Source organism: Saccharothrix sp. (assembly GCF_031180885.1).
In the GTDB taxonomy this organism is placed as follows: domain Bacteria; phylum Actinomycetota; class Actinomycetes; order Mycobacteriales; family Pseudonocardiaceae; genus Actinosynnema.
This window is the reverse complement of the sequence record NZ_JAPSLK010000028.1, coordinates 1-19,864: the sequence shown is the minus strand read 5'-3', so window position 1 is coordinate 19,864 and position 19,864 is coordinate 1. Positions and strand designations below refer to the sequence as shown.

Below are 19,864 nucleotides of genomic sequence, written 5' to 3'. Positions count from 1 at the left end.
CCGACTGGGAGCGCTCCCAGAACCTCAAAGAGGAGGTGACGACGTGACGACCCGACGATGGTTCGCCGCAGCGGCGCTCGCTGCCGCCGGACTCCTGGTCGCCGTGCTCGTGAACGCGACGACGGCGTCCGCCCACGGCGCCATGATGAAACCCGGCAGCCGCACGTTCCTGTGCTGGCAGGACGGTCTCACCCCGCAGGGCAACATCGTCCCGGTCAACCCCGCCTGCGACGCCGCGGTGAAGGCCGGCGGCACCAACGCGCTCTACAACTGGTTCGGCGTCCTGCGCTCCGACGGCGCGGGCCGGATGGCGGGCTTCATCCCGGACGGCAAGCTGTGCAGCGGCAACAACCCCACGTTCGCCGGCTTCGACATCGCCCGCGACGACTACCCGGTCACCCACCTGACCGCGGGCGCGAACTTCAACTTCACCTACAACATGTGGGCCCACCACCCGGGCACGTTCCGGCTCTACATCACCAAGGACAGCTGGAGCCCGACCCGTCCCCTGGCGTGGAGCGACCTGGAGTCCACTCCGTTCCTGTCCGTCACCGACCCGCCCCGCTCGGGTTCGGTGGGCACGGCCGAGGGCCACTACTACTGGAGCGGCCGGCTGCCGTCGGGCAAGTCTGGTCGGCACATCGTCTACTCGGTGTGGCAGCGCTCCGACTCGACCGAAACGTTCTACAACTGCTCCGACGTGGTCTTCGACGGCGGCAACGGCGAGGTGACCGGCGTCGGCCGCCCCGGGAACACCACCCCGCCCACGACCACCACCACGACCCCTCCCCCGTCGGGGTCGCACTGCATGGCCATCTACAAGATCACCAGCACGTGGCAGGGCGGCTTCCAGGGCGAGGTCGAGATCATGAACCACAGCACCAGCCCGTACAACGGCTGGACGGCCAAGTGGACCTTCTCCGGCGGCCAGACGATCACCAACGTCTGGAACGGCGTGAAGTCCGGCTCCGGAGCCGAAGTGGTCGTGAAGAACGCGGAGTGGAACCGGACCGTGGGCGTCGAGCAATCGGTGACCTTCGGCTTCACGGCGAACACGACGGGCTCCAACCCGCTGCCTGAAGTCACCTGCACCAGCCCGTAGGAACCGGCTCCACGACCCAGCCCGTACGACCATGCTCGTGGGCGCTGTGCCGCAAACGCAGCGCCCACGAGCGCCCGCAAGCACAGCGCCCACGAAATAGTCGAAAGCGCGCGCGAGCTAGTCCAAGCGGAAGCCGTAAGGGAGTTCGAGTCGGTGCCGGGCCAGCAGGTCGGCGTCGGCGAGCAGTTCCCGGGTCGGGCCGTCCGCCACCACCACCCCACCGTCCACCAAGACGCTGCGCGGGCACATCTGGAGCGCGTACGGCAGGTCGTGGGTGACCATCAGCATCGTCCGGTCCAACCCCAGCAACACCTCGGCCAACTCGCGCCGCGCGACCGGTTCCAGGTTCGCTGAAGGCTCGTCCAGCACCAGGATCTCCGGGTCGCACGCCAACACGGTCGCCAACGCCACCCGCCTCCGCTGCCCACCCGACAAGTGCAGCGGTGACCGGTCGGCAACATCCGACATGCCCACCGCCGCCAGCGCCGCCCGGACCCGTTCGTCCAGCTCCTCGCCCCGCAGGCCGAAGTTCGCCGGGCCGAACGCCACGTCCTGCCGCACGGTGGGCAGGAACAGCTGGTCGTCCGGGTCCTGGAAGACCACGCCCACGCGGCGCCGGATCTCCCGCAGGTTCTCCCTGGTCACCGGCAGACCCGCGACCTCGATCCGGCCCGAACCGCCGCCCAGCACCCCGTTCAGGTGCAGCACGAACGTCGTCTTGCCGGCGCCGTTCGGCCCCAGGACCGCCACCCGCTCACCGCGTTCGATCCGCAGGTTCACGCCAAAAAGCGCCTGGTGACCATCCGGGTAGGCGAAGGCCAGCTTCTCGACCAGCAACGCGGGCGCGGTCGTCGTCGCGGGTACGGCTTCCAACGTCGTGCTCCCCCGCCCGTCCGGCATCCGGCCCGTCCAACCGCGCGACACCATAGCCAGGTGCACGCGTTCGCCGCGCTCGTAGGACCGGATGAACAGGCTGCCGACGCCCTTCGCGGTGGCGCCGAGCTGCCACAGGAAGCGCGGGTCGTCGCCGCGGGAGATGCGGGCCACGCGCATCCGCTTCGCCTCCGCCACCACGACCTCGGCGTAGCGCAGCATGAGCGTGGCGATGGTGACCAGGACCGACGGCATGCGCAGGCGTTGCAGGCCCAGCAACAGGTCCTGCGGCGCGGTGGTGGCGGCCAGGGTCAGCGAGACCAGCACGCCGAGCGTGCCCTTGGCCAGGATGTTCCAGCCCGCCAACGCACCCTCCACCGACACGGTCAGGCCGAGGAAATCCGTGTACGGCGCATGACCGGTGAAGGGCAACGCGAACGCCAGCACCACGAACGGCAGCTCGATCAGCGCACGGGACGCGAACCACGACGGCGGAATCCGGGCCACGAACCAGACGGCCGTGATCGCCAGCAGGTAGACCCCGAACGCCGGGAACGCCTCGCGCGGCGTGGCGACCACGCACAGCACGGCCACCACCGCGGCGACGATCTTGACCTGCGGCGCCAGGCGGTGCACCGGCGAGTCGCCCGGCCGGTGCAGGACGGCGTTCACTTCGCGGACGGGGAACGCTTGCGCAGCAACCAGAACAGCCCACCCGCCACGGCCAGCGTGAGCACCACGCCGACCACTCCGGCCAGGCCGGTGAACCGGTCGTCGCCGCCCAGCGCGTAGTCCGCGAACGGTCCGTCGGCCAGCGGGTGGTCCTGGGCGTGCTCGGCGATGCCGTGCTCCTCGGTGACGAAGTCGAGCCCGTCCGGGTCGGAGCTGGCGAAGTAGGACACCGCGCCCGCGAGCACCAGGCTCACCAGCGCGAACCACACGAAGAAGCGCTTCACGCCTTCAGCTCCAGCTTCTGCGGCACGCCGCGCAGCAGGTACACCAGGTCGGGTCGGGCGACGGCGACGGCGGACACCGTGGCGGCCGTGATCAGGCCCTCGCCGATGCCGATCAGGACGTGCACGCCCAGCACGGCGGTCGCGACGGTCCCGAAGGACACCCCGCCCGCGCCGCCGATCGCGTACTCGACGACGAAGCCGAAGCTCGCCAGCACCGTGTTGACCAGCGCGGACAGGAAGGAGACGAGCGCCAGACCGCCCTTGCCGCGCTTGGCCAGGCCGCGCAGGGCGACGGCGGTCAGGTAGCCGACGGCGGTGCCGATCAGGGCCATGTTGGTGACGTTCGCGCCCAGCGCGGTCACGCCGCCGTCGGCGAAGAACAGCGACTGCACGACCAGCACGATCGTCACGCACAGCGCGCCGACCCACGGTCCGACCAGGATCGCCGCGAGCGCACCGCCCAGCAGGTGCCCGCTGACACCGGGCAGCACCGGGAAGTTCAGCATCTGGGTGGCGAACACGAACGCCGCCACCAGGCCCGCCATCGGCGCGGTGCGGTCGTCGAGGTCGCCCCGGGCCTTGGCGAGGGCGACGCCGACCCCCACGACGGCGACCGCGACGAACAGCAGCGACGTCGGCGCGTTGAGCAGGCCGTCGCTCATGTGCATGGCTACCGGTTCGGACACGGTCATCACCGTAATTGCCAGTGCCCCGCTATGGCCAGCATGAGGCAACAAAGGGGGTGTGAGGTCAGCCGCGCGGACCAGTCCCCAAGCTACCGGCGGAGAAGGTGGCGCGGGGTGAAGATCCGGCGAACGGGTCCGGTGGTTGCGGCCCCACCGAACCCGTTCCGGCCGACCCCGGTCCGCCCGGGGGCGGGGTCGCGGTCAGCCCGCCGCCAGCCCAGGCCAGCCCCGCCGCCGGTCCCGGTCAACCCGCGGCCGGCCCGCCTCAGCCCGCGGCCGGTCCGGACCAGCCGGCGGGCACGTGGCCGATGCGGACGCGCTGCGGGTGGTCGCCCACCGGCACGGAGGTGATCTTGCGGCCGGTCGCGAAGTCGATCGCCGTCACCTGGTCCGCCCCGCTCTCGGAGATCACGCACGCCTTGCCGTCACCGCTCACCGTCGCCCAGTACGGCTTGGACGCGGGCACGAGCGGCCCTTCAACGAGGCTCGCCCGGTCCACCACGGTGGCGTAGTCGTCCATGGTCCCCGCGACGCACAGCTTGGTGCCCGCCGGGTTCATCGACATGCCGTGGTGGCGCGAGTCGTTGACCCAGGTGGTGCGGTCCTCGCTGGTGTTCGGGTTCTTGGGCAGGGTCTTGACGCGGGTGATCCGGTCGGCGGCCACGTCGTACTCCGCGAAGCCGTTGAAGAACGACACCTGGAAGTACAGCTTGGACTCGTCGGGCGTGAACGCCACCGGGCGCACCGAGTCCGACAGGTCGGAGCGGCCGAACGCGTCCAGCCGCTGCCGCATGTCGATCACCTTGACCTGCTGGAACGTGGCCGCGTCGACCACGGTGATCCGCCGGTCGCCCTTGGTGAAGTCCAGCCACGGCGCGTCCAGGTCGGTGTTGACCTCGCCGATCGACATGTTCCACAGGCGGGTGCCACCGTCGGTGAAGACGTTCTCGTGCGGCTTGTCGCCGGCGGAGAACTTGCCGACCTCGCGCCCACTCGTGATGTCCAGGACGTGGACGGTGTTGGAGGTCGACGCGGACACCGCGACCCGCCGGCCGTCCGGGGACACGGCCATGTGGTCGGAGCGGAACCCGGACACCGGGAACCGCCACTTGATCCGGCCGGTGGCCAGGTCGATCGACACCACGTCGGCGAAGCTCGGCCGGGACGCGACCACCGCCGTGCCGTCCGGCGTGGTGTACATGTCGTCGACGAACTGGTCGTGGCCCTCGCCGGGGCCGTTGCGGATGCCGAGGAAGAACGCGAGCTTCACCGGGTTGAGGTAGATCTCCCGCAACCGCTCCTCGCGGTCCGGGATGACGTTGACGCGGGCGATCTTGGCGAAGTCGCCGGTGGCGGCGATGACGTCGGCGGTGCCGTCCCAGTTGTTGCCGACGAACATCACCTGGCGCAGGGGTGGTTGGGCGGTGGCCGGCGCGGAGGTCGCGAGCAGGGCGCACGCGGCGAGCAGGGCCGCCGTTCGGAGTGGTCGCACGGGGGACACCTTTCGGCTGTGTGCCGACCAGGGAAGCGGGTTTCGGCGGTCCGGCGGTAGGGGAACGCGCCCAACGACCCGCAAGCTCGTTGTGCCAGTGCCACAACTTCGAGGGGGCGGGGTGCGCGACGAGCTGGTCAAGCGGGTGTTCCGGGACGTGGCGACGGACGGCCGCGTCGTCGAGGAGCTGGTCCGGGTGGCGCGGCGCAGTTCGTCGGACGTGGCCGCGCTGCCGGAGGCCGAGACCCGCCGGCACGTGCAGGTCCTCCTGGCCGCCGCGCTGGACTTCTTCGAGCGGCCCGGCGAACCCGACGACCGCCACTTCGCCGCCGCCGAGGCCCTGGGCGCGGACCGGGCGGCGCAGGGCATCTCGATCGACGGCCTGCTGCGGGGCGTGCAGGCGGGTCGGGCGGAGGCGATGAAGATCGCGATCTCCCGGGGTCGGGAGGCGGGCGTGCCGTCCGAGGCGATCCTGGAGGCGGTGCTGGACATGGACCGCTACACCGGCGCGCTGGAACGGCACGTGGTCAACGGCTACCACACCGCCGAACTGGAGTTGTCCCGCACGACCCGCGACGCCGACACCCACCTCCTGCGCCGCCTCCTGCTGGCCGGCGACGTCCCTTCGGGTGGGGAATTGCGCCGCGCCGGCCTGATCCCAGGCGAGCGCTACCACTGCCTGGTCTCGGACGTCAGCGACCCGGGTCGCGCGCGGGTCCTGGAGCAGCACCTGCGCGCCGCCGGCGGGGTGTTCGGCCTGGTAGAGGGCAGGTTGACCGGCTTGGCGGCCCGGCTGCCCACCGCCGTGCCCGGCGTCCTGCTGGTGGTCGCCCCCGCTTCGCCCCTCGATCGGGTGCACGACATCCACGCCCTGTGCGTGGCGGCGGCCCGGCTGACGACCCGTTCGGGCCTGCGCCACCTGACCGACCTGGCCGGCGAGGTCGCCCTGGACGCACAGCCGGTGCTGGCCGACCTGCTGGCCAACACCCTGACCGGCCTCGACCACACCGACGACTTCCACCGGGAGCTCGTCGCCACCGCGATGGTCTACCTGGACCACGGCCAACGCCTCAGCCACACCGCCGCCGCTCTGCACGTCCATCCGAACACTGTGCGTTACCGCCTGGACCGGTTGGCTGAACTGACCGGCACACCGTGGGACGACGACCCACCTTCCGTCCTCACCAGCCTCCAGCGGTGGTGGTCGCTGCGAGTGTGGCTGGACCGCTAGCCGTTTGGCGGGTGCGGCGGCGGGGCGACGGTTTTGCGCGTTGGACGATCCCGCAATTTCCGGCCGGAAAACAAAGCCATCGTCCAACACCCGGGACAAGGGGTTCGGCGGTTTTGCGGCACGACCCGATCCGGCCCGGCGCGGCTCAACGCAGCCCACCCCAACCCGGCCTGCGCGATCCGGCCGGCTCGGCGCGACGGTGTCGGGTGGGGTGCCAGGTCGGCCGGAGCGGGGGTGGGTGTTGCGCGGACGTGGCTCTCGGGGTGGACCCACTATGATCTGCCTGCGATGACTCTCACCGACCTGCTGCCGCCCACCCCCGACGCCGACCTCCTCTACGACACCTTCGCCGAGTGGGCCCAACAGCGGGGGCTCGAGTTGTACCCCGCGCAGCAGGAGGCGCTCATCGAGATCGTCTCCGGGTCGAACGTCATCCTGAGCACGCCCACCGGCTCGGGCAAGAGCCTGGTCGCGATCGGCGCGCACTTCGCCGCCCTCGCCGAAGGCAAGCGCACCTACTACACCGCCCCGATCAAGGCACTCGTCTCCGAGAAGTTCTTCGCCCTCATCGACACGTTCGGCGCGGAGAACGTCGGCATGATGACCGGCGACGCCAGCGTCAACGAGACCGCCCCGATCATCTGCTGCACCGCCGAGATCCTGGCCAACATCGCCCTGCGCGACGGCGAGGAAGCCGACGTCGGCCAGGTCGTCATGGACGAGTTCCACTTCTACTCCGAGCCCGACCGGGGCTGGGCGTGGCAGGTCCCGCTGATCGAACTGCCCCAGGCTCAATTCCTCCTCATGTCGGCGACCCTTGGTGACGTCACGTTCTTCGAGAAGGACCTCACCCGCCGCACCGGCCGCCCGACCACGACCGTGCGCTCCGCCCAGCGCCCCGTCCCGTTGAACTTCCAGTACGTCCTCACCCCGCTGCACGAGACCATCGAGGAACTCCTGCACGGCCGCGAGGCCCCGATCTACGTCGTCCACTTCACCCAGGCCTCCGCGCTCGAACGCGCCCAGGCCCTGATGAGCGTCAACGTCGCCACCCGCGCCGAGAAGGACGCCATCGCCGCGATGATCGGCCGGTTCCGGTTCACCTCGGGGTTCGGCAAGACGCTCTCGCGCCTGGTCCGGCACGGCATCGGCGTGCACCACGCGGGCATGTTGCCCAAGTACCGGCGCCTCGTGGAACAGCTGGCGCAGGCCGGTCTGCTGAAGGTCATCTGCGGCACGGACACGCTCGGCGTCGGCATCAACGTCCCCATCCGCACGGTCGTCTTCACCGCGCTGTCCAAGTACGACGGCACCCGCACCCGCCACCTCAAGGCGCGCGAGTTCCACCAGATCGCGGGCCGCGCGGGTCGGGCCGGCTACGACACCGTCGGCACGGTCGTCGTCCAGGCGCCCGACCACGTCGTGGAGAACGAGAAAGCGCTGGCGAAGGCCGGTGACGACCCCAAGAAGCGGCGCAAGGTGGTGCGCAAGAAGGCGCCCGAGGGGTTCGTGTCCTGGAGCGACCAGACGTTCGAGCGGCTCAAGAACGCCGAGCCCGAGCCGCTCACGTCCAGCTTCCAGGTCAGCCACGCGATGCTGCTCAACGTGATCGGCCGCCCGGGCGACACGTTCGCCGCCATGCGGCACCTGCTGGAGGACAACCACGAGGACCGCCCGGCGCAGCGCAAGCACATCCTGCGCGCCATCTCGATGTACCGGGCGCTGCTCGCGGCGGGTGTGGTGGAGCGGGAGGGCGAGCACATCCGGCTCACCGTGGACCTCCAGGTCAACTTCGCGCTCAACCAGCCGTTGTCGCCGTTCGCGCTGGCCGCGATCGAGCTGCTGGACAAGGACTCCCCGTCCTACGCGCTGGACGTCCTGTCCGTCATCGAGTCCACATTGGACGACCCGCGCCAGGTGCTGTCCGCGCAGGAGCACAAGGCGCGCGGCGAGGCCATCGGCGCGATGAAGTCCGAGGGCATCGAGTACGAGCAGCGGATGGAGCTGCTGGAGGACGTCACCTACCCGAAGCCGCTGGCCGAACTGCTGGAAGCGGCCTTCACCACCTACCGGCGCGGGCACCCGTGGGTCGCCGACCACCACCTGTCACCCAAGTCGGTGGTGCGGGACATGTTCGAGCGGGCGATGACGTTCGCCGAGTACGTGTCGTACTACCAGCTCGCGCGCTCCGAGGGCCTGGTGCTGCGGTACCTGGCCGACGCTTACAAGGCGCTGCGCCAGACCGTGCCGGGTGACGCGAAGACCGAGGAGCTTTCCGACCTGGAGGAGTGGCTGGGCGAACTGGTGCGCCAGGTCGACTCCAGCCTGATCGACGAGTGGGAGAAGCTGCGCAACCCGGCCGACGACACGGTCGTGGACGAGGTCCCGCCGGCCGTCACCCGCAACATGAGGGCGTTCCGCGTCCTGGTGCGCAACGCGTTGTTCCGGCGGGTGGAGCTGGCCGCCCGGCGCAACTACTACGAGCTGGGCCAACTCGACGGCGACTCGGGCTGGGCGGCCGAGGACTGGCAGGACGCGCTGGACCCGTACTTCGAGGAGCACGACGAGATCGGCATCGGCCCGGACGCGCGCGGCCCGCAGCTGCTGGTGATCACCGAGGAGCCCGGCCGCTGGACGGTCCGCCAGATCTTCGACGACCCCGCGAAGGACCACGACTGGGGCTTCACCGCCGAAGTGGACCTCGCCGAGTCCGACGAGGCCGGCACCGCCGCGCTGCGGATCACCGAAGTGGGGCGGCTCTAGCGCTTCGGGGCCGATCGGCGGCGATCCGGGTGGTCGGGTCCATCCGGTGGTACTCCGGACCGGACCGGAGTACCAGCATGTCAAGGTCTCTACAGGAGCGGAGGCGAGTTGACCCGGTCGCAGGACGAGTTCGGGGTGCTCGGACCGCTCGTGGTCCGCCGGGACGGCCGGCTGGTCCCGATCACCGCCGCGAAGCACCGGATCGTCCTGGCGACCCTGCTGCTCGGCGCGAACCGGTCGGTGCCCGCGAGCGACCTGATCCGCCGCGTGTGGGGCGAGGTGACGCCGGACCGGGCCGCCCAGACCCTCCCCGTGTACGTGATGCGGCTGCGCCGGGCGCTGGGCGACCCTCCGCTGATCCACACCACGCCCACCGGCTACCGCATCGACCTGCCGCGCGACGCGCTGGACCTGCACCGGTTCGCCGACCTGGCCGAGCGGGGTGCGGCGCTGGCGGCGGCGCAGGACTTCGAGGGTTCGCGGGGGGTGTACGAGCAGGCGCTGGGGCACTGGCGCGGGTCGGCGCTGGCGGACGTGCCGTCGGAGTCGCTGCACGAGACCGAGGTGCCGAACCTGACCGAGCAGCGGCTGCGGGTGACCTCCGAGCTGATCGACGTGAAGCTGCGGCTGGGCCGGTGCGACGAGGTGATCGCGGACCTGCGCCGGCTCACCGCGCAGCACCCGCTGCGCGAGCGGTTCTGGTCGCAGCTGATGGTGGCGCTGTACCGGGTGGACCGGCAGGCCGACGCGCTGGACGCGTACCGGCAGGCGTCCACGGCGCTCGCGAGGGAGCTGGGCGTGGACCCGAGCGACCGGCTGCGCGCGGTGCACCACGCGATCCTCACCGGGGACCCGTCGCTGAACCAGCCCGCGGCCGACGCGTGGGCACCGGTGTCGCAGTTGCCCGCGCCGGTCGGGAACTTCGTGGGGCGGGCCGCCGAACTGGCCCGGGTCACCGCGCTGCTGACGCGGGCGGCGGCGACCGTGGTGGTGTGCGGTCCGCCGGGGGTGGGCAAGACGGCGTTCGCGACGGCGGTGGGGCACGCGGTGCGCGACCGGTACCCCGACGGGCAGCTCTACGTGAACCTGCGCGGGCACTCCACGTCCCCGCCGCTGACCACGTCGGCGGTGCTGGCCCGGTTCCTGCGCGCGATGGGCGTGCGGGCCGACCACATCCCGGTCGACGAGGAGGACCTGGTCCGCGGCTACCGGGCGCGGCTGCGCGGCCGGCGGGTGCTGATCACGCTGGACAACGCCGCGTCGGTGGAGCAGGTGCTGCCGCTGCTGCCCGGCGAGCCGGGGTGCTCGGTGGTCATCACCAGCCGCAACGAGCTGCGCAAACCGCTGCGGGCGACGCTGGTGCGGCTGGACGTGCTGCGCGGCGACGAGGCGTGGAAGCTGCTGGCCCGGTCGTTGGGCCCGGAGGCGGCGGTGGCGCAGTTCGACGCGATCGCCGAGCTGGCCACGCTGTGCGGGTACCTGCCGCTGGCGCTGCGCATCGCGCTGGGCAACCTGATCGGGTCGGCCCACCTGGACATCGAGTCCTATGTGGAGGAACTGCGCGGCGGCGACCGGTTGGCCGCGCTCGCGGTGGACAACGACGACACCGCCGCGATCCGCCGCGCGTTCGACCTGTCCTACGCGGCCCTGCCCGCCGACGCGGCGCGGTTGTTCCGGTTGGTCGGGTTGGTCCCCGGCCCGGACTTCAGCGCGGCGGGGGCAGCGGCGTTGTCGGACGCGCCCATGGGGGAGGCTGCTCGGCTGCTGGGCGAGTTGGCGTCGGCGCACCTGGTGCAGCGGGTGGGGGCGGACCGGTTCGTGCTGCACGACCTGCTGCACGACTACGCCGCCGACCGGGCGCGATTCGAGGGCGAGGACCTCGCGGCGGCCCGGCGGCGGCTGTTCGACTGGTACCTGCGCACGGCGGTCGAGGTCGGCAACGTCCTGTACCCCGAACTGCGCCGCGGCCCGTCCGGCCCGCCGACGATGACCGCCGACGCCGCGCGGGCCTGGCTGACCGCGGAACGCCCCAGCGTCCTGGCCGCGACCGAGCACTGCGCCGAGCACGGCCCGCTGCCGCTGTCGTGGCAGTTGATCGACGCGGTCAGCGGGTACTTCGGGTCCCACGGCCACCACGTCGAGTTCGTCCACGCCATCACCGCTGCGCTCGGTGCCGCGCGGAAGGCAGGCGACCACGACGCCGAGACGTCCATGCTGGTCTGGCTGGCCGCCGAGCACCGGAACCTGGGCGACCTGCGGGGTGCGCAGCGGTTCCTGCGCGAGGCGTCTCCGTCCGGGCGGACGCTGTGGCTGCACGCCGGGCTGGACGGTGTGGTCAACCTGGAGCTGGGCGACTTCGCCGCCGCGCGGACGTCGTTCACGCGGTTGATGGACCTCAGTGCTGTACTTCCTGATATTCCCCACGTTCGGATCGCGGCTCTGGCGGGTCTGGGGGCGCTGCACCTGATGCAGGGCGACCTGGGCCCGGCGGTCTCGTACCTGACCGAGGGTCTGGAACTGGCCCGAACCGCGGACGGCGAGAACCTTGAGGCTGCCTGTGCCGCTCTCCTGGGCCGCTGCGACACCGCCCGGGGTGAGTACGACCGGGCGGTGTCGCTGCTGCGGCACGCGCTGGCGAACTGGTACCGGACGGGGGTTCGCCACGCGCGGGCCGAGGGGATGGCGCACCTGGCGACCGCGTTGTGCCTGGCCGGGGAGCACGCGGAGGCGTTGCGGACGGCGCAGCGGGCGTTGGCGCTGGTCCAGGAGCTGGGCGGCAGCACGCGCATCGAGTCGGAGGTTCACAACGCGCTGGGGTTGGTGTTGCTCCACCTGGGCAAACCGGGTCGGGCGGTGGCGGCTCACCTGAGGGCGTTGGAGCTGGCTTCGGCTTGTGATTACCGGTACGGGGTTGCTCGGTCTCATATTCATTTGGTTCGGGCTATGGCTCATGACGGGCGGCGGGCCGACGCACTGCGCCATGCGCGGATTGGGCTCGAATTGTCTGTGGTGGGTGGCTTCGGGGCGTTCGCGAACACCGCCGAAACCCTTCTCGAGGAACTCGGCGCTCCTCTTCCTTGAGGCACGCTGCGCTTCGCTGTTCGGCGACGCGCTTCGCGCTCTCAAGCTGAACGCGCTGCGCGCCCTCAAGATCACAAGCGCCTCGCCGGCGGGCAGGCCGCCAATGGGGGAGGAAGGGCGTCGGTTCCCCCACCGCATGGCCTGGCGGAGCCAACCACAGATTTTCCGGGTGCCGCTGAAACCTTTTGCTCGATCCTCGCAAAACTTTTGGCCGCACCCGGGAAATCTGTGGCAGCCCTTCGGGCAGGCCATACGGTGGGGGAACCGAGGCCCCACCTGTGGCTGGGAGCCGGCCCGCCGCGCGGAGCGCGGCGAAACGCGTTGGGGCCGCGGCGCGGCGGGGGGTGGCGGTGCGCGGCGAAAGGCGGAGGGTGCGGCGGGAGTGGGCGTGATCACGCGGGGCCAATTGAGACCACTGGCGTGGAGCGTTGACCTCGTCGCGGGCCGGCGGGAGCATCGGTGACCTGGGTGGCGGATCGGTGGGGGCGTGTCATGGGTGTCGATCCGCGAGGGGATCTCGCGGCGCTTCGCGGTGGGGTGCCCGGGTCGCCGGCGGAGTTGGTCGAGCGGTTGGGGGAGCTGGCGCGGTTGGCCAGTCGGTGGTCCGATCTGGTGCGTGAGCTGCAGGAACCCACTCGGCGGATGGTCGGGACGGCGGCTGCGGCGTCGGTCGGGGTGGCGGCTCGGCGGGCCGAGGAGGCGTTCCTCGAACTGGAGGTCACGCTGGGTGACGCTCAGGCCGCGCGGCGGTCATTGCCTCCGGTGGGGCTGAAGAGCGAGGATGACCATCCAATGGTCTAATCGCCGACGCCGTCGAACCCGCATTGGAATTCCATGACGTCAGGACTTCCCTGCCCGATCTGTGAGGGGCCGGAACGCCGCGGGGCGCTGGAGCGCAGGCTCCGCGTGCTCGCCGTGGACGACGAGGCGCCCGCCCTGGACGACCTGGTCTACCTGCTCAAGGCGGACCCCCGGATCGGGCACGTCGAGGCCGTCACGGACGCCACCAAGGCGCTGCGCACGCTGCACGCCGGGCAGGGCGTGGACGCGGTCTTCCTCGACATCCGGATGCCGGGCCTGGACGGGCTGGACCTCGCGCGCGTGCTGTCGCGGTTCGCGCAGCCGCCGCCGATCGTGTTCGTCACCGCGCACCAGGAGCCGGCCGTCGAGGCGTTCGAACTCAAGGCCCTCGACTACCTGCTCAAACCGGTCCGGCCGGAGCGGCTGGCCGAGTCCGTGCACCGGATCGTGCACGAGGTGCTCGACCTCAAGGCCGCGGAACCGGTGCCGGCCCCGGCGGAGAAGGCCCCGGACGTGGGTGACGAGGTCATCCCGGTCGAACTCGGCGGCATCACGCGGTTCATCCGGCTGGCGGACATCCGGTACGTGGAGGCGCACGGCGACTACGCCCGCCTGCACACGGCGACCGGCAGCGGGCTGGTGCGGGCGGCGCTCAACGGGCTGGAGGAGCGGTGGCGGTCGGCCGGGTTCGTCCGCATCCACCGCAGCCACCTGGTCTCCCTCGGGCACATCGACGAGCTGCGCCTGGAGGACGGGCACCTGAGCGTCAACATCGGCGGCGCGGTGCTGCCGGTCAGCCGGCGCCACGCCCGGCACCTGCGCCAACTGCTGGTCCGGCGCAACCGGCAGCCGTCATGACCACCCCGGAGAAGCCGACCCAGCGCGTCGTGGTGACCAGCCCGCGCACGCGTGCGCCGCGCGTGCCTCGGCCGTACCCGGCGTCGCGGGAGATCGACGAGCAGAGCGAGCTGGGCGCGGTCTACATGCGGTCGCTGATCCGGACGCAGCGGCGGCTGGGGCTGCTGCTGTGCGCGGTGGTGTGCGGGAGCGTGGCGGCGCTCCCGCTGGTGTTCACGCTGGTCCCGTCGGTCACCTCGCAGCGCCTGCTCGGGCTGCCGCTGCCGTGGCTGCTGCTGGGCGTGCTGGTGTTCCCGGTGTTGGTGCTGGCCGGGTGGTTCTACGTGCGGCAGGCCGAGCGCGGCGAGCGGGAGTTCGCGGAGCTGGTGGAACGTTCGTGAGCAGTTCGTACGGCATCATCGCGGTGGTCGTGGTCGCGGTCGGCACCGTGCTGGTGGGCACGTACGGGCTGCGGATCTCCCGCACCACCTCGGACTTCTTCGTCGCCTCGCGCACGGTGTCCCCGTGGTGGAACGCCTCGGCGATCGGCGGCGAGTACCTGTCGGCGGCGTCGTTCGTGGGCATCGCCGGGCTGATCTTCGCGCACGGGCCGGACATGCTGTGGTTCCCGGTCGGCTACACCGCCGGGTACCTGGTGCTGTTGGCGCTCGTCGCGGCCCCGTTGCGGCGCAGCGGCGCGTACACGCTGCCGGACTTCGCCGAGGCCCGGTTCGGCTCGCCCGCCGTGCGCGCCGTGGCGAGCGTGATCGCCTTGGGCATCGGGTGGCTGTACCTGCTGCCGCAGCTCCAGGGCGCGGGGCTCACGCTGCACACGCTGACCGGCGCGCCGGACTGGGTGGGCGCGCTGGTGGTCGCGGTGGTGGTGACGGCGAACGTCATCGCGGGCGGCATGCGCAGCATCACGTTCGTGCAGGCGTTCCAGTACTGGCTCAAGCTGACCGCGATCGCCGTGCCGGTGGTGTTCCTGGTCGTGGCGTGGCAGGCGCACGGGGCGCGGGACCTGACCGGGCCGGAGTTCCCGGTGTTCCCGCGCGAGACCACGGTCTCCTTCGACACCAACACGTCCGTGCGCGTCGAGCAGGCGGTGGCGTTCCGCGGCGACGGCGTGGTGGACGGCTCGGAGGTGGACGGGCCGGCGGAGTTCGGGCCGGGCGAGCACACCATCGCGGCCGGGTCGCGGCTGGTGTTCCCGGAGGGCGCGCCGGTGCCGCACGTGGCGTCGATCCCGTTCAACACCAACGCGTCCTGGGCGCTGCCGTTGCGCGGCGGTGACGACTTCCCGCTGTACGCGGTGTACTCGCTGATCATCGCGACGTTCCTGGGCACGATGGGCCTGCCGCACGTGATCGTCCGCTTCTACACCAACCCGAACGGCCGGGCCGCGCGCCGCACGACGCTGATCGTGCTGGGGCTGCTGGGGATCTTCTACCTGATGCCGCCGATCTACGGCGCCCTGGGCCGGCTCTACACGCCGGAGCTGCTGATGACCGGGGACACCGACGCGGTGGTCCTGGTGCTGCCCAGCCGGATGGTGGACGGGGTCGGCGGGCAGTTGCTGGGTGCTTTGGTCGCCGGGGGCGCGTTCGCGGCGTTCCTGTCGACGTCGTCGGGGCTGATGGTGTCGCTGGCCGGGGTGCTGAGCCGGGACGTGCTGAAGTTCCGCGGGATCCGCGGGTTCCGGGTGTCCACGGTGCTGGCCGTGCTGGTGCCGCTGGGCATGACGTGGCTGGTGGGCAAGGTGCCGGTGGCGGACATGGTCGGGCTGGCGTTCGCGGTGGCGGCGTCGTCGCTGTGCCCGTTGCTGGTGCTGGGGATCTGGAGCACGCGGATCACCACGGCGGGGGCGGTGGCCGGGATGCTGGCCGGCGGGGTGCCCGCCCTGGTGGCCGGGCTGGTGACGATCAGCGCGGGCGGTGGGAACGTGTTCCTGGCCCGGCCCGCGGCGTGGACCGTGCCGCTGGGGTTCATCGTGATGTACGTGGTGTCGCTGCTGACACCGCGCAAGGTGCCGCCGGGGGTGAACCACGTGATGGTGCGGTTGCACGCGCCGGAGAACCTGGGTCTGCGCAGTCAGGACCGGCTGTGAACGGCCTGTGGACGGCCGGGGCGATACTGCTCGCCGGCCTGGCCGTGGTGATCACGCTGTGGCGGACGTCGCGGACCCGCAACGACTTCCTGACCCACGAGCAGCGGATCACGTTCGAGACCCTGCACACCGCGTGGTCCGCCGCTCCCCCGCTGCGCGCGGGGCTGGTGCCGGACGCGGCGAAGAAGTCCGCCAAGCACCTGCGGACCCTGCTCGGCACGCCCGCGCTGGCGCTGACCGACGAGACCGAGGTCGTGGCGTGGGAGGGGGAGGGCGAGCACCACGCGGCGGACGCCATGGACCTGGCGCGGGAGGTGTTCGCGACCGGGCGGACGCGGGCGTTCGACATCACGTGCGGTTCGCCGGACTGCCCCGTGCACTCGGCGGTCCTCGCGCCGTTGACCGTGGAGGGCCGAGTGGTCGGGGTGCTGGCCGCGTACAGCCGGGAGCCGTCGGCGGGCCTGGTGCGGGCGACGAACGAGGTGGCGCGCTGGGCGTCCGGGCAGTTGGAGCTGGCCGAGCTGGACCGGTCGCGGACCAGGTTGGTGGAGGCGGAGGTGCGGGCGCTGCGGGCGCAGATCTCGCCGCACTTCATCTACAACTCGTTGTCCGCCATCGCTTCCTACGTGCGCACCGACCCGGAGAAGGCGCGGACTCTGCTGCTCGACTTCGCCGACTTCACCCGGTACTCCTTCCGCCGGGCGGGTGATTTCACCACGCTTTCGGAGGAGTTGAAGTCGATCGACCAGTACCTGGCGCTGGAGCGGGCGCGGTTCGGGGAGCGGCTGAAGGTGACGTTGCAGATCGCGCCCGAGGTGCTGCCGGTGACCGTGCCGTTCCTGTGCCTGCAACCGCTGGTGGAGAACGCGGTGCGGCACGGCATGGAGGGCAAGGTCGGGCCCGGGCACATCACCATCCAGGCGGCGGACGCGGGCGAGGAAGCGCACATCACCATCGAGGACGACGGCATCGGCATGGACCCCGAGGCCCTGCGCCGGACGTTGGCCGGTCAGGTCGGCGAGACGGCCGGGATCGGCCTGGGCAACATCGACGAGCGCCTGCGCAGGTGTTACGGCGACGACTACGGCCTGGTCGTGGAGACGGCGGAGGGGTTGGGGACGAAGATCAGCGTGCGGGTGCCCAAGTACCAGGCCGGTGTGCACGCCTGATCGACGAATCCGGAACCGTTCTGGTCCGGGATGCGTCATTGTGGATGACCAGTGCCTGTTATGGGGAGGGCAGCGCCTTGGTGTTCTGTTGTGACGTGCGCGGATGCGGTGCGCGGGGGTGGACCGCATGACCGATCCCGAGAACCCGCTGGTGGCCGCCCCGCCCGCCGAGCCCGGTGGGGTGTTCAACGCCGGCACCGGTGACAACGGGTGGGCGACCGGTATCTCCATCGCGGAGTCGGCGATGGACACGTTCAACGGGATCAAGGACGGCAACTGGATCCAGGCGGGTCTGGGGATGGTCGGCCTGGCCGCGGACGCCGCGGCGATGGCGATCGACCCGTTCGGGACGTTGATGTCGTCGTCGGCGTCGTTCTTGATGGAGCACGTCCAGCCGTTGAAGGACATGCTGGACTGGCTGGCGGGCAACCCGCCGGTGATCGAGTCGTATGCGACGACGTGGAACAACGTCGGCACCGAGTTGGGGAAGATCGCCGAGGACTACAAGGCGGCGGTGGCCAAGGGTACGGCGGGTTGGGGTGGTGCGGCGGCTTCGCGGTACCTGACCAACGCTTCGGCGCACGGTGACGCCCTGACCGGTGCGGCGTCGGCGGCGGGGACGGTCGGCACGGTTGTCGGGATGATGGGCATGGTGGTCGGGTTCGTGCGCGAGATGGTGCGCGACCTGATCGCGGATCTGGTGGGGAAGCTCATCGCCTGGGTGTTGGAGGCGGTGTTCTCGCTGGGTTTCGGGACGCCGGTGATCGTCGCGCAGGCGGTGACGGCGATTTCGAAGTGGGCCGCGAAGATCGCGAAGATCATCCAGGATTTGTTGGACACCATCAAGAAGGTCTCGCCGATGCTGAAGCGTCTGGTCGAGGTGTTCGAGAAGGTGATGAAGGTCCTGGGCAAGATCGCCGGCAAGGCGACCGGGTTGGACGTGCTGGACCCGAAGAACATCAAGAAGGGCGGCTTCCTCCAGACGGGGAAGTCCAATGTGGACACCCCGAACGGCTCCACCGGCACCGGCTCCACCGGCACCGGCTCCGACGGCAACGGCTCCGACGGCAACGGCTCCGACGGCAACGGCTCCGACGGCAACGGCTCCGGTGACGGCAACTCACCGTCCTCGTCGACCCCGAACTCGTCCTCCACCCCGAACTCGTCCTCACGCCCGGACAGCGACTCGACCCCGCCGTCGAACCGCCCGGGAGACGGCACGACGAACACGTCGAGCACCCCGACCACCACCGACACCCCGCGCCCCGGCCGCGCCGACCCCGGCGACACCACGCCCACCGGTGCCCCACGCCCGGGCCGCGATCCCGGCGGCAACAGCCCGGACTCCGACCAGCCGCGGGGCTTGGGCGAGAACCGAGGCGGTCCCGGCAGCGCCAACCCGCCATCGTCGCCGACGAGTCCTTCCTCGCCTTACACGCCGTCGTCACCGTCGTCGCCAGACTCGCCACGCGCGTCCGGCGAACACCGCGGCGGCCCCATGGGCCAGCCCGCACCCCACTCCACGTCGCCCTCCAGCGGCTCGCCGTCGCCCGGCGGCTCGTCTCCCAGCGGCGGCTCGTCTCCCGGTTACGGCTCATCGCCCGGTGGTGGCTCCTCTCCCGGCGGTGGCTCAGGCACCCCGAACACGCCGTCGCCCACCCCGTCCCGGGTGGATTCGACGCACTCGTCCACCGCCGCACCCCCGGACGCTCCGCCCCGCCCGGACCAGCCCGCAGCGTCCTCGACGCCACGCGACCCGAACTCCCCGTCGTCCACGCCGACGACTCCGCCCGGCCAGGCCCCGGCCGGGGCACCCGGCGGCGGCACCCCGAACAGCGGCGGCGGCGCACCGACCGGCGGCAACCGCCCCGGCGGCGGAGCCGGCTGGACCGGCACTCCCGGCAACCGCGGCGACCTGGGCTCCAGCGTCCCGCCCGCCCGCACCCCGGACAACCCGCGCCCGTCCTCCTACGGCCCGTCGAGCCCGTCGACCCCTCACACGCCGCCCTCTCACGCACCGAGCCCTCACACGCCGACCCACGGCCCCGGCCCCACCAGCCCCGGCCCGCACCCAGGTCCGTCCACCCACCCGTCCCCGAACCACCCCAACGCCGGCCCTCCACCCCAGCGCGGCCCGCACTCGGCCCCACCCCAATCCGGCATGCCCACCCAACGCGGCCCGCAGCACACGGGGCCCGACGCCCCCCGCCCCCGCGGCGGCGACACGCCACCGCCGCACGCCCCGGGCCGCTCCCCCGACAGCGTCCCGTCCCCCCGCCAAGACCCGCAGAACTGGACGCCACCCCACCGCACCCCCGACAACACCCCCACACCACCGCACCGCTCTCCGGACAGCACCCCGTCCCCCCGCCGCGACCCGGACAGCACTCCCACGCCCCGCCGCGACCCGGAGAACACCCCGTCCCCTCGCCGGGACCCCGACTCCACACAGCCGCCCAAGCGCGACCCGGACCAGTGGTCCCCGCCCACCCGCGACCGCGACCCCGACACCCCGCCCCACACCCGCGAGGACACCACCCCCCACAAGTCCGACCAGCCCCACACCGACCCCGACCGCACCGACGGCACCGATCGCCCGGACAGCGCCGACAACCCGAACACCCCCAACCAGCACGACACCGACCGTCCCGACATCGACGAGGCGCACGCCCGGCACGGCGAGACCACCCCGTCCGGCATCTCCCACCACCGCGGCGACCCGGACATGGGCGACCTGCCCCACCGCGTCCCCCACGACCCCCGCTA

13 protein-coding genes and 2 pseudogenes are annotated in these 19,864 nt (G+C 71.7%); 10 read left to right on the top strand and 5 right to left on the bottom strand.

The window, feature by feature from the left end:
• Positions 1-43: 43 nt before the first annotated feature.
• The gene (locus RIN75_RS26745; protein WP_309114786.1) at positions 44-1,102 is read left to right on the top strand and encodes a lytic polysaccharide monooxygenase; all 1,059 of its coding nucleotides are present in this window, start codon (positions 44-46) and stop codon (positions 1,100-1,102) included.
• Between the two features lie 117 nt (positions 1,103-1,219).
• Here the strand turns inward: RIN75_RS26745 and RIN75_RS26740 are convergent, their stop codons facing one another.
• The 5 genes and pseudogenes from RIN75_RS26740 to RIN75_RS26720 all read right to left on the bottom strand — a co-directional run bounded on the left by RIN75_RS26740 (position 1,220) and on the right by RIN75_RS26720 (position 5,109).
• On the bottom strand, positions 1,220-2,002 hold the full coding sequence (locus tag RIN75_RS26740) for an ATP-binding cassette domain-containing protein (protein WP_309114861.1): 783 nt from the start codon (positions 2,000-2,002) through the stop codon (positions 1,220-1,222).
• A gap of 63 nt (positions 2,003-2,065) precedes the next feature.
• Positions 2,066-2,563, bottom strand: a pseudogene (locus RIN75_RS26735) (energy-coupling factor transporter transmembrane component T family protein); the annotation flags it as partial.
• 80 nt (positions 2,564-2,643) lie between these two features.
• A complete protein-coding gene (locus tag RIN75_RS26730) occupies positions 2,644-2,931 on the bottom strand; it encodes a PDGLE domain-containing protein (RefSeq protein ID WP_309114785.1) in 288 nt (95 codons plus the stop codon).
• The gene (locus RIN75_RS26725) at positions 2,928-3,617 is read right to left on the bottom strand and encodes an energy-coupling factor ABC transporter permease (protein WP_309114784.1); all 690 of its coding nucleotides are present in this window, start codon (positions 3,615-3,617) and stop codon (positions 2,928-2,930) included. The genes RIN75_RS26730 and RIN75_RS26725 overlap by 4 nt, the downstream gene beginning before the upstream one ends.
• A 265-nt stretch (positions 3,618-3,882) precedes the next feature.
• Positions 3,883-5,109: a YncE family protein gene (locus tag RIN75_RS26720; RefSeq protein WP_375296028.1), complete on the bottom strand. Its 1,227-nt coding sequence runs from the start codon at positions 5,107-5,109 to the stop codon at positions 3,883-3,885.
• 121 nt (positions 5,110-5,230) lie between these two features.
• Here RIN75_RS26720 and RIN75_RS26715 point away from each other — a divergent pair, with 121 nt between their 5' ends.
• The 9 genes and pseudogenes from RIN75_RS26715 to RIN75_RS26675 form a co-directional block, all read left to right on the top strand.
• Positions 5,231-6,340, top strand: a complete 1,110-nt coding sequence (locus RIN75_RS26715) for a helix-turn-helix domain-containing protein (protein ID WP_309114783.1) — start codon at positions 5,231-5,233, stop codon at positions 6,338-6,340.
• Between the two features lie 288 nt (positions 6,341-6,628).
• Positions 6,629-9,103 carry a DUF3516 domain-containing protein gene (locus RIN75_RS26710; RefSeq protein ID WP_309114782.1) on the top strand — a complete coding sequence of 825 codons (2,475 nt, stop codon included), beginning with the start codon at positions 6,629-6,631 and terminating at the stop codon, positions 9,101-9,103.
• A gap of 108 nt (positions 9,104-9,211) precedes the next feature.
• Entirely contained in the window at positions 9,212-12,184 is a 2,973-nt protein-coding gene (locus tag RIN75_RS26705; protein ID WP_309114781.1) for a BTAD domain-containing putative transcriptional regulator, read from the top strand.
• Positions 12,185-12,676: 492 nt separating this feature from the next.
• A complete protein-coding gene (locus RIN75_RS26700) occupies positions 12,677-12,985 on the top strand; it encodes a hypothetical protein (protein ID WP_309114780.1) in 309 nt (102 codons plus the stop codon).
• 33 nt (positions 12,986-13,018) lie between these two features.
• The gene (locus RIN75_RS26695) at positions 13,019-13,843 is read left to right on the top strand and encodes a LytTR family DNA-binding domain-containing protein (RefSeq protein ID WP_309114779.1); all 825 of its coding nucleotides are present in this window, start codon (positions 13,019-13,021) and stop codon (positions 13,841-13,843) included.
• Positions 13,840-14,223: a DUF485 domain-containing protein gene (locus RIN75_RS26690; protein WP_309114778.1), complete on the top strand. Its 384-nt coding sequence runs from the start codon at positions 13,840-13,842 to the stop codon at positions 14,221-14,223. Before RIN75_RS26695 ends, RIN75_RS26690 begins: the two co-directional genes overlap by 4 nt.
• On the top strand, positions 14,220-15,929 hold the full coding sequence (locus RIN75_RS26685) for a cation acetate symporter (protein ID WP_309114777.1): 1,710 nt from the start codon (positions 14,220-14,222) through the stop codon (positions 15,927-15,929). The genes RIN75_RS26690 and RIN75_RS26685 overlap by 4 nt, the downstream gene beginning before the upstream one ends.
• Positions 15,926-17,098 (top strand): histidine kinase, encoded by a 1,173-nt coding sequence (locus tag RIN75_RS26680; RefSeq protein ID WP_309114776.1) that lies wholly within the window; start codon positions 15,926-15,928, stop codon positions 17,096-17,098. The genes RIN75_RS26685 and RIN75_RS26680 overlap by 4 nt, the downstream gene beginning before the upstream one ends.
• Before the next feature lie 127 nt (positions 17,099-17,225).
• A pseudogene (locus tag RIN75_RS26675) lies at positions 17,226-19,864 on the top strand (hypothetical protein); the annotation flags it as partial.

Coding starts and splice junctions, on each gene's coding strand:
- RIN75_RS26695 (WP_309114779.1), top strand. CDS start 13,019: ATGACGTCAGGACTTCCCTGCCCGATCTGTGAGGGGCCGGAACGCCGC.
- RIN75_RS26700 (WP_309114780.1), top strand. CDS start 12,677: ATGGGTGTCGATCCGCGAGGGGATCTCGCGGCGCTTCGCGGTGGGGTG.
- RIN75_RS26740 (WP_309114861.1), bottom strand. CDS start 2,002: ATGCCGGACGGGCGGGGGAGCACGACGTTGGAAGCCGTACCCGCGACG.
- RIN75_RS26710 (WP_309114782.1), top strand. CDS start 6,629: ATGACTCTCACCGACCTGCTGCCGCCCACCCCCGACGCCGACCTCCTC.
- RIN75_RS26690 (WP_309114778.1), top strand. CDS start 13,840: ATGACCACCCCGGAGAAGCCGACCCAGCGCGTCGTGGTGACCAGCCCG.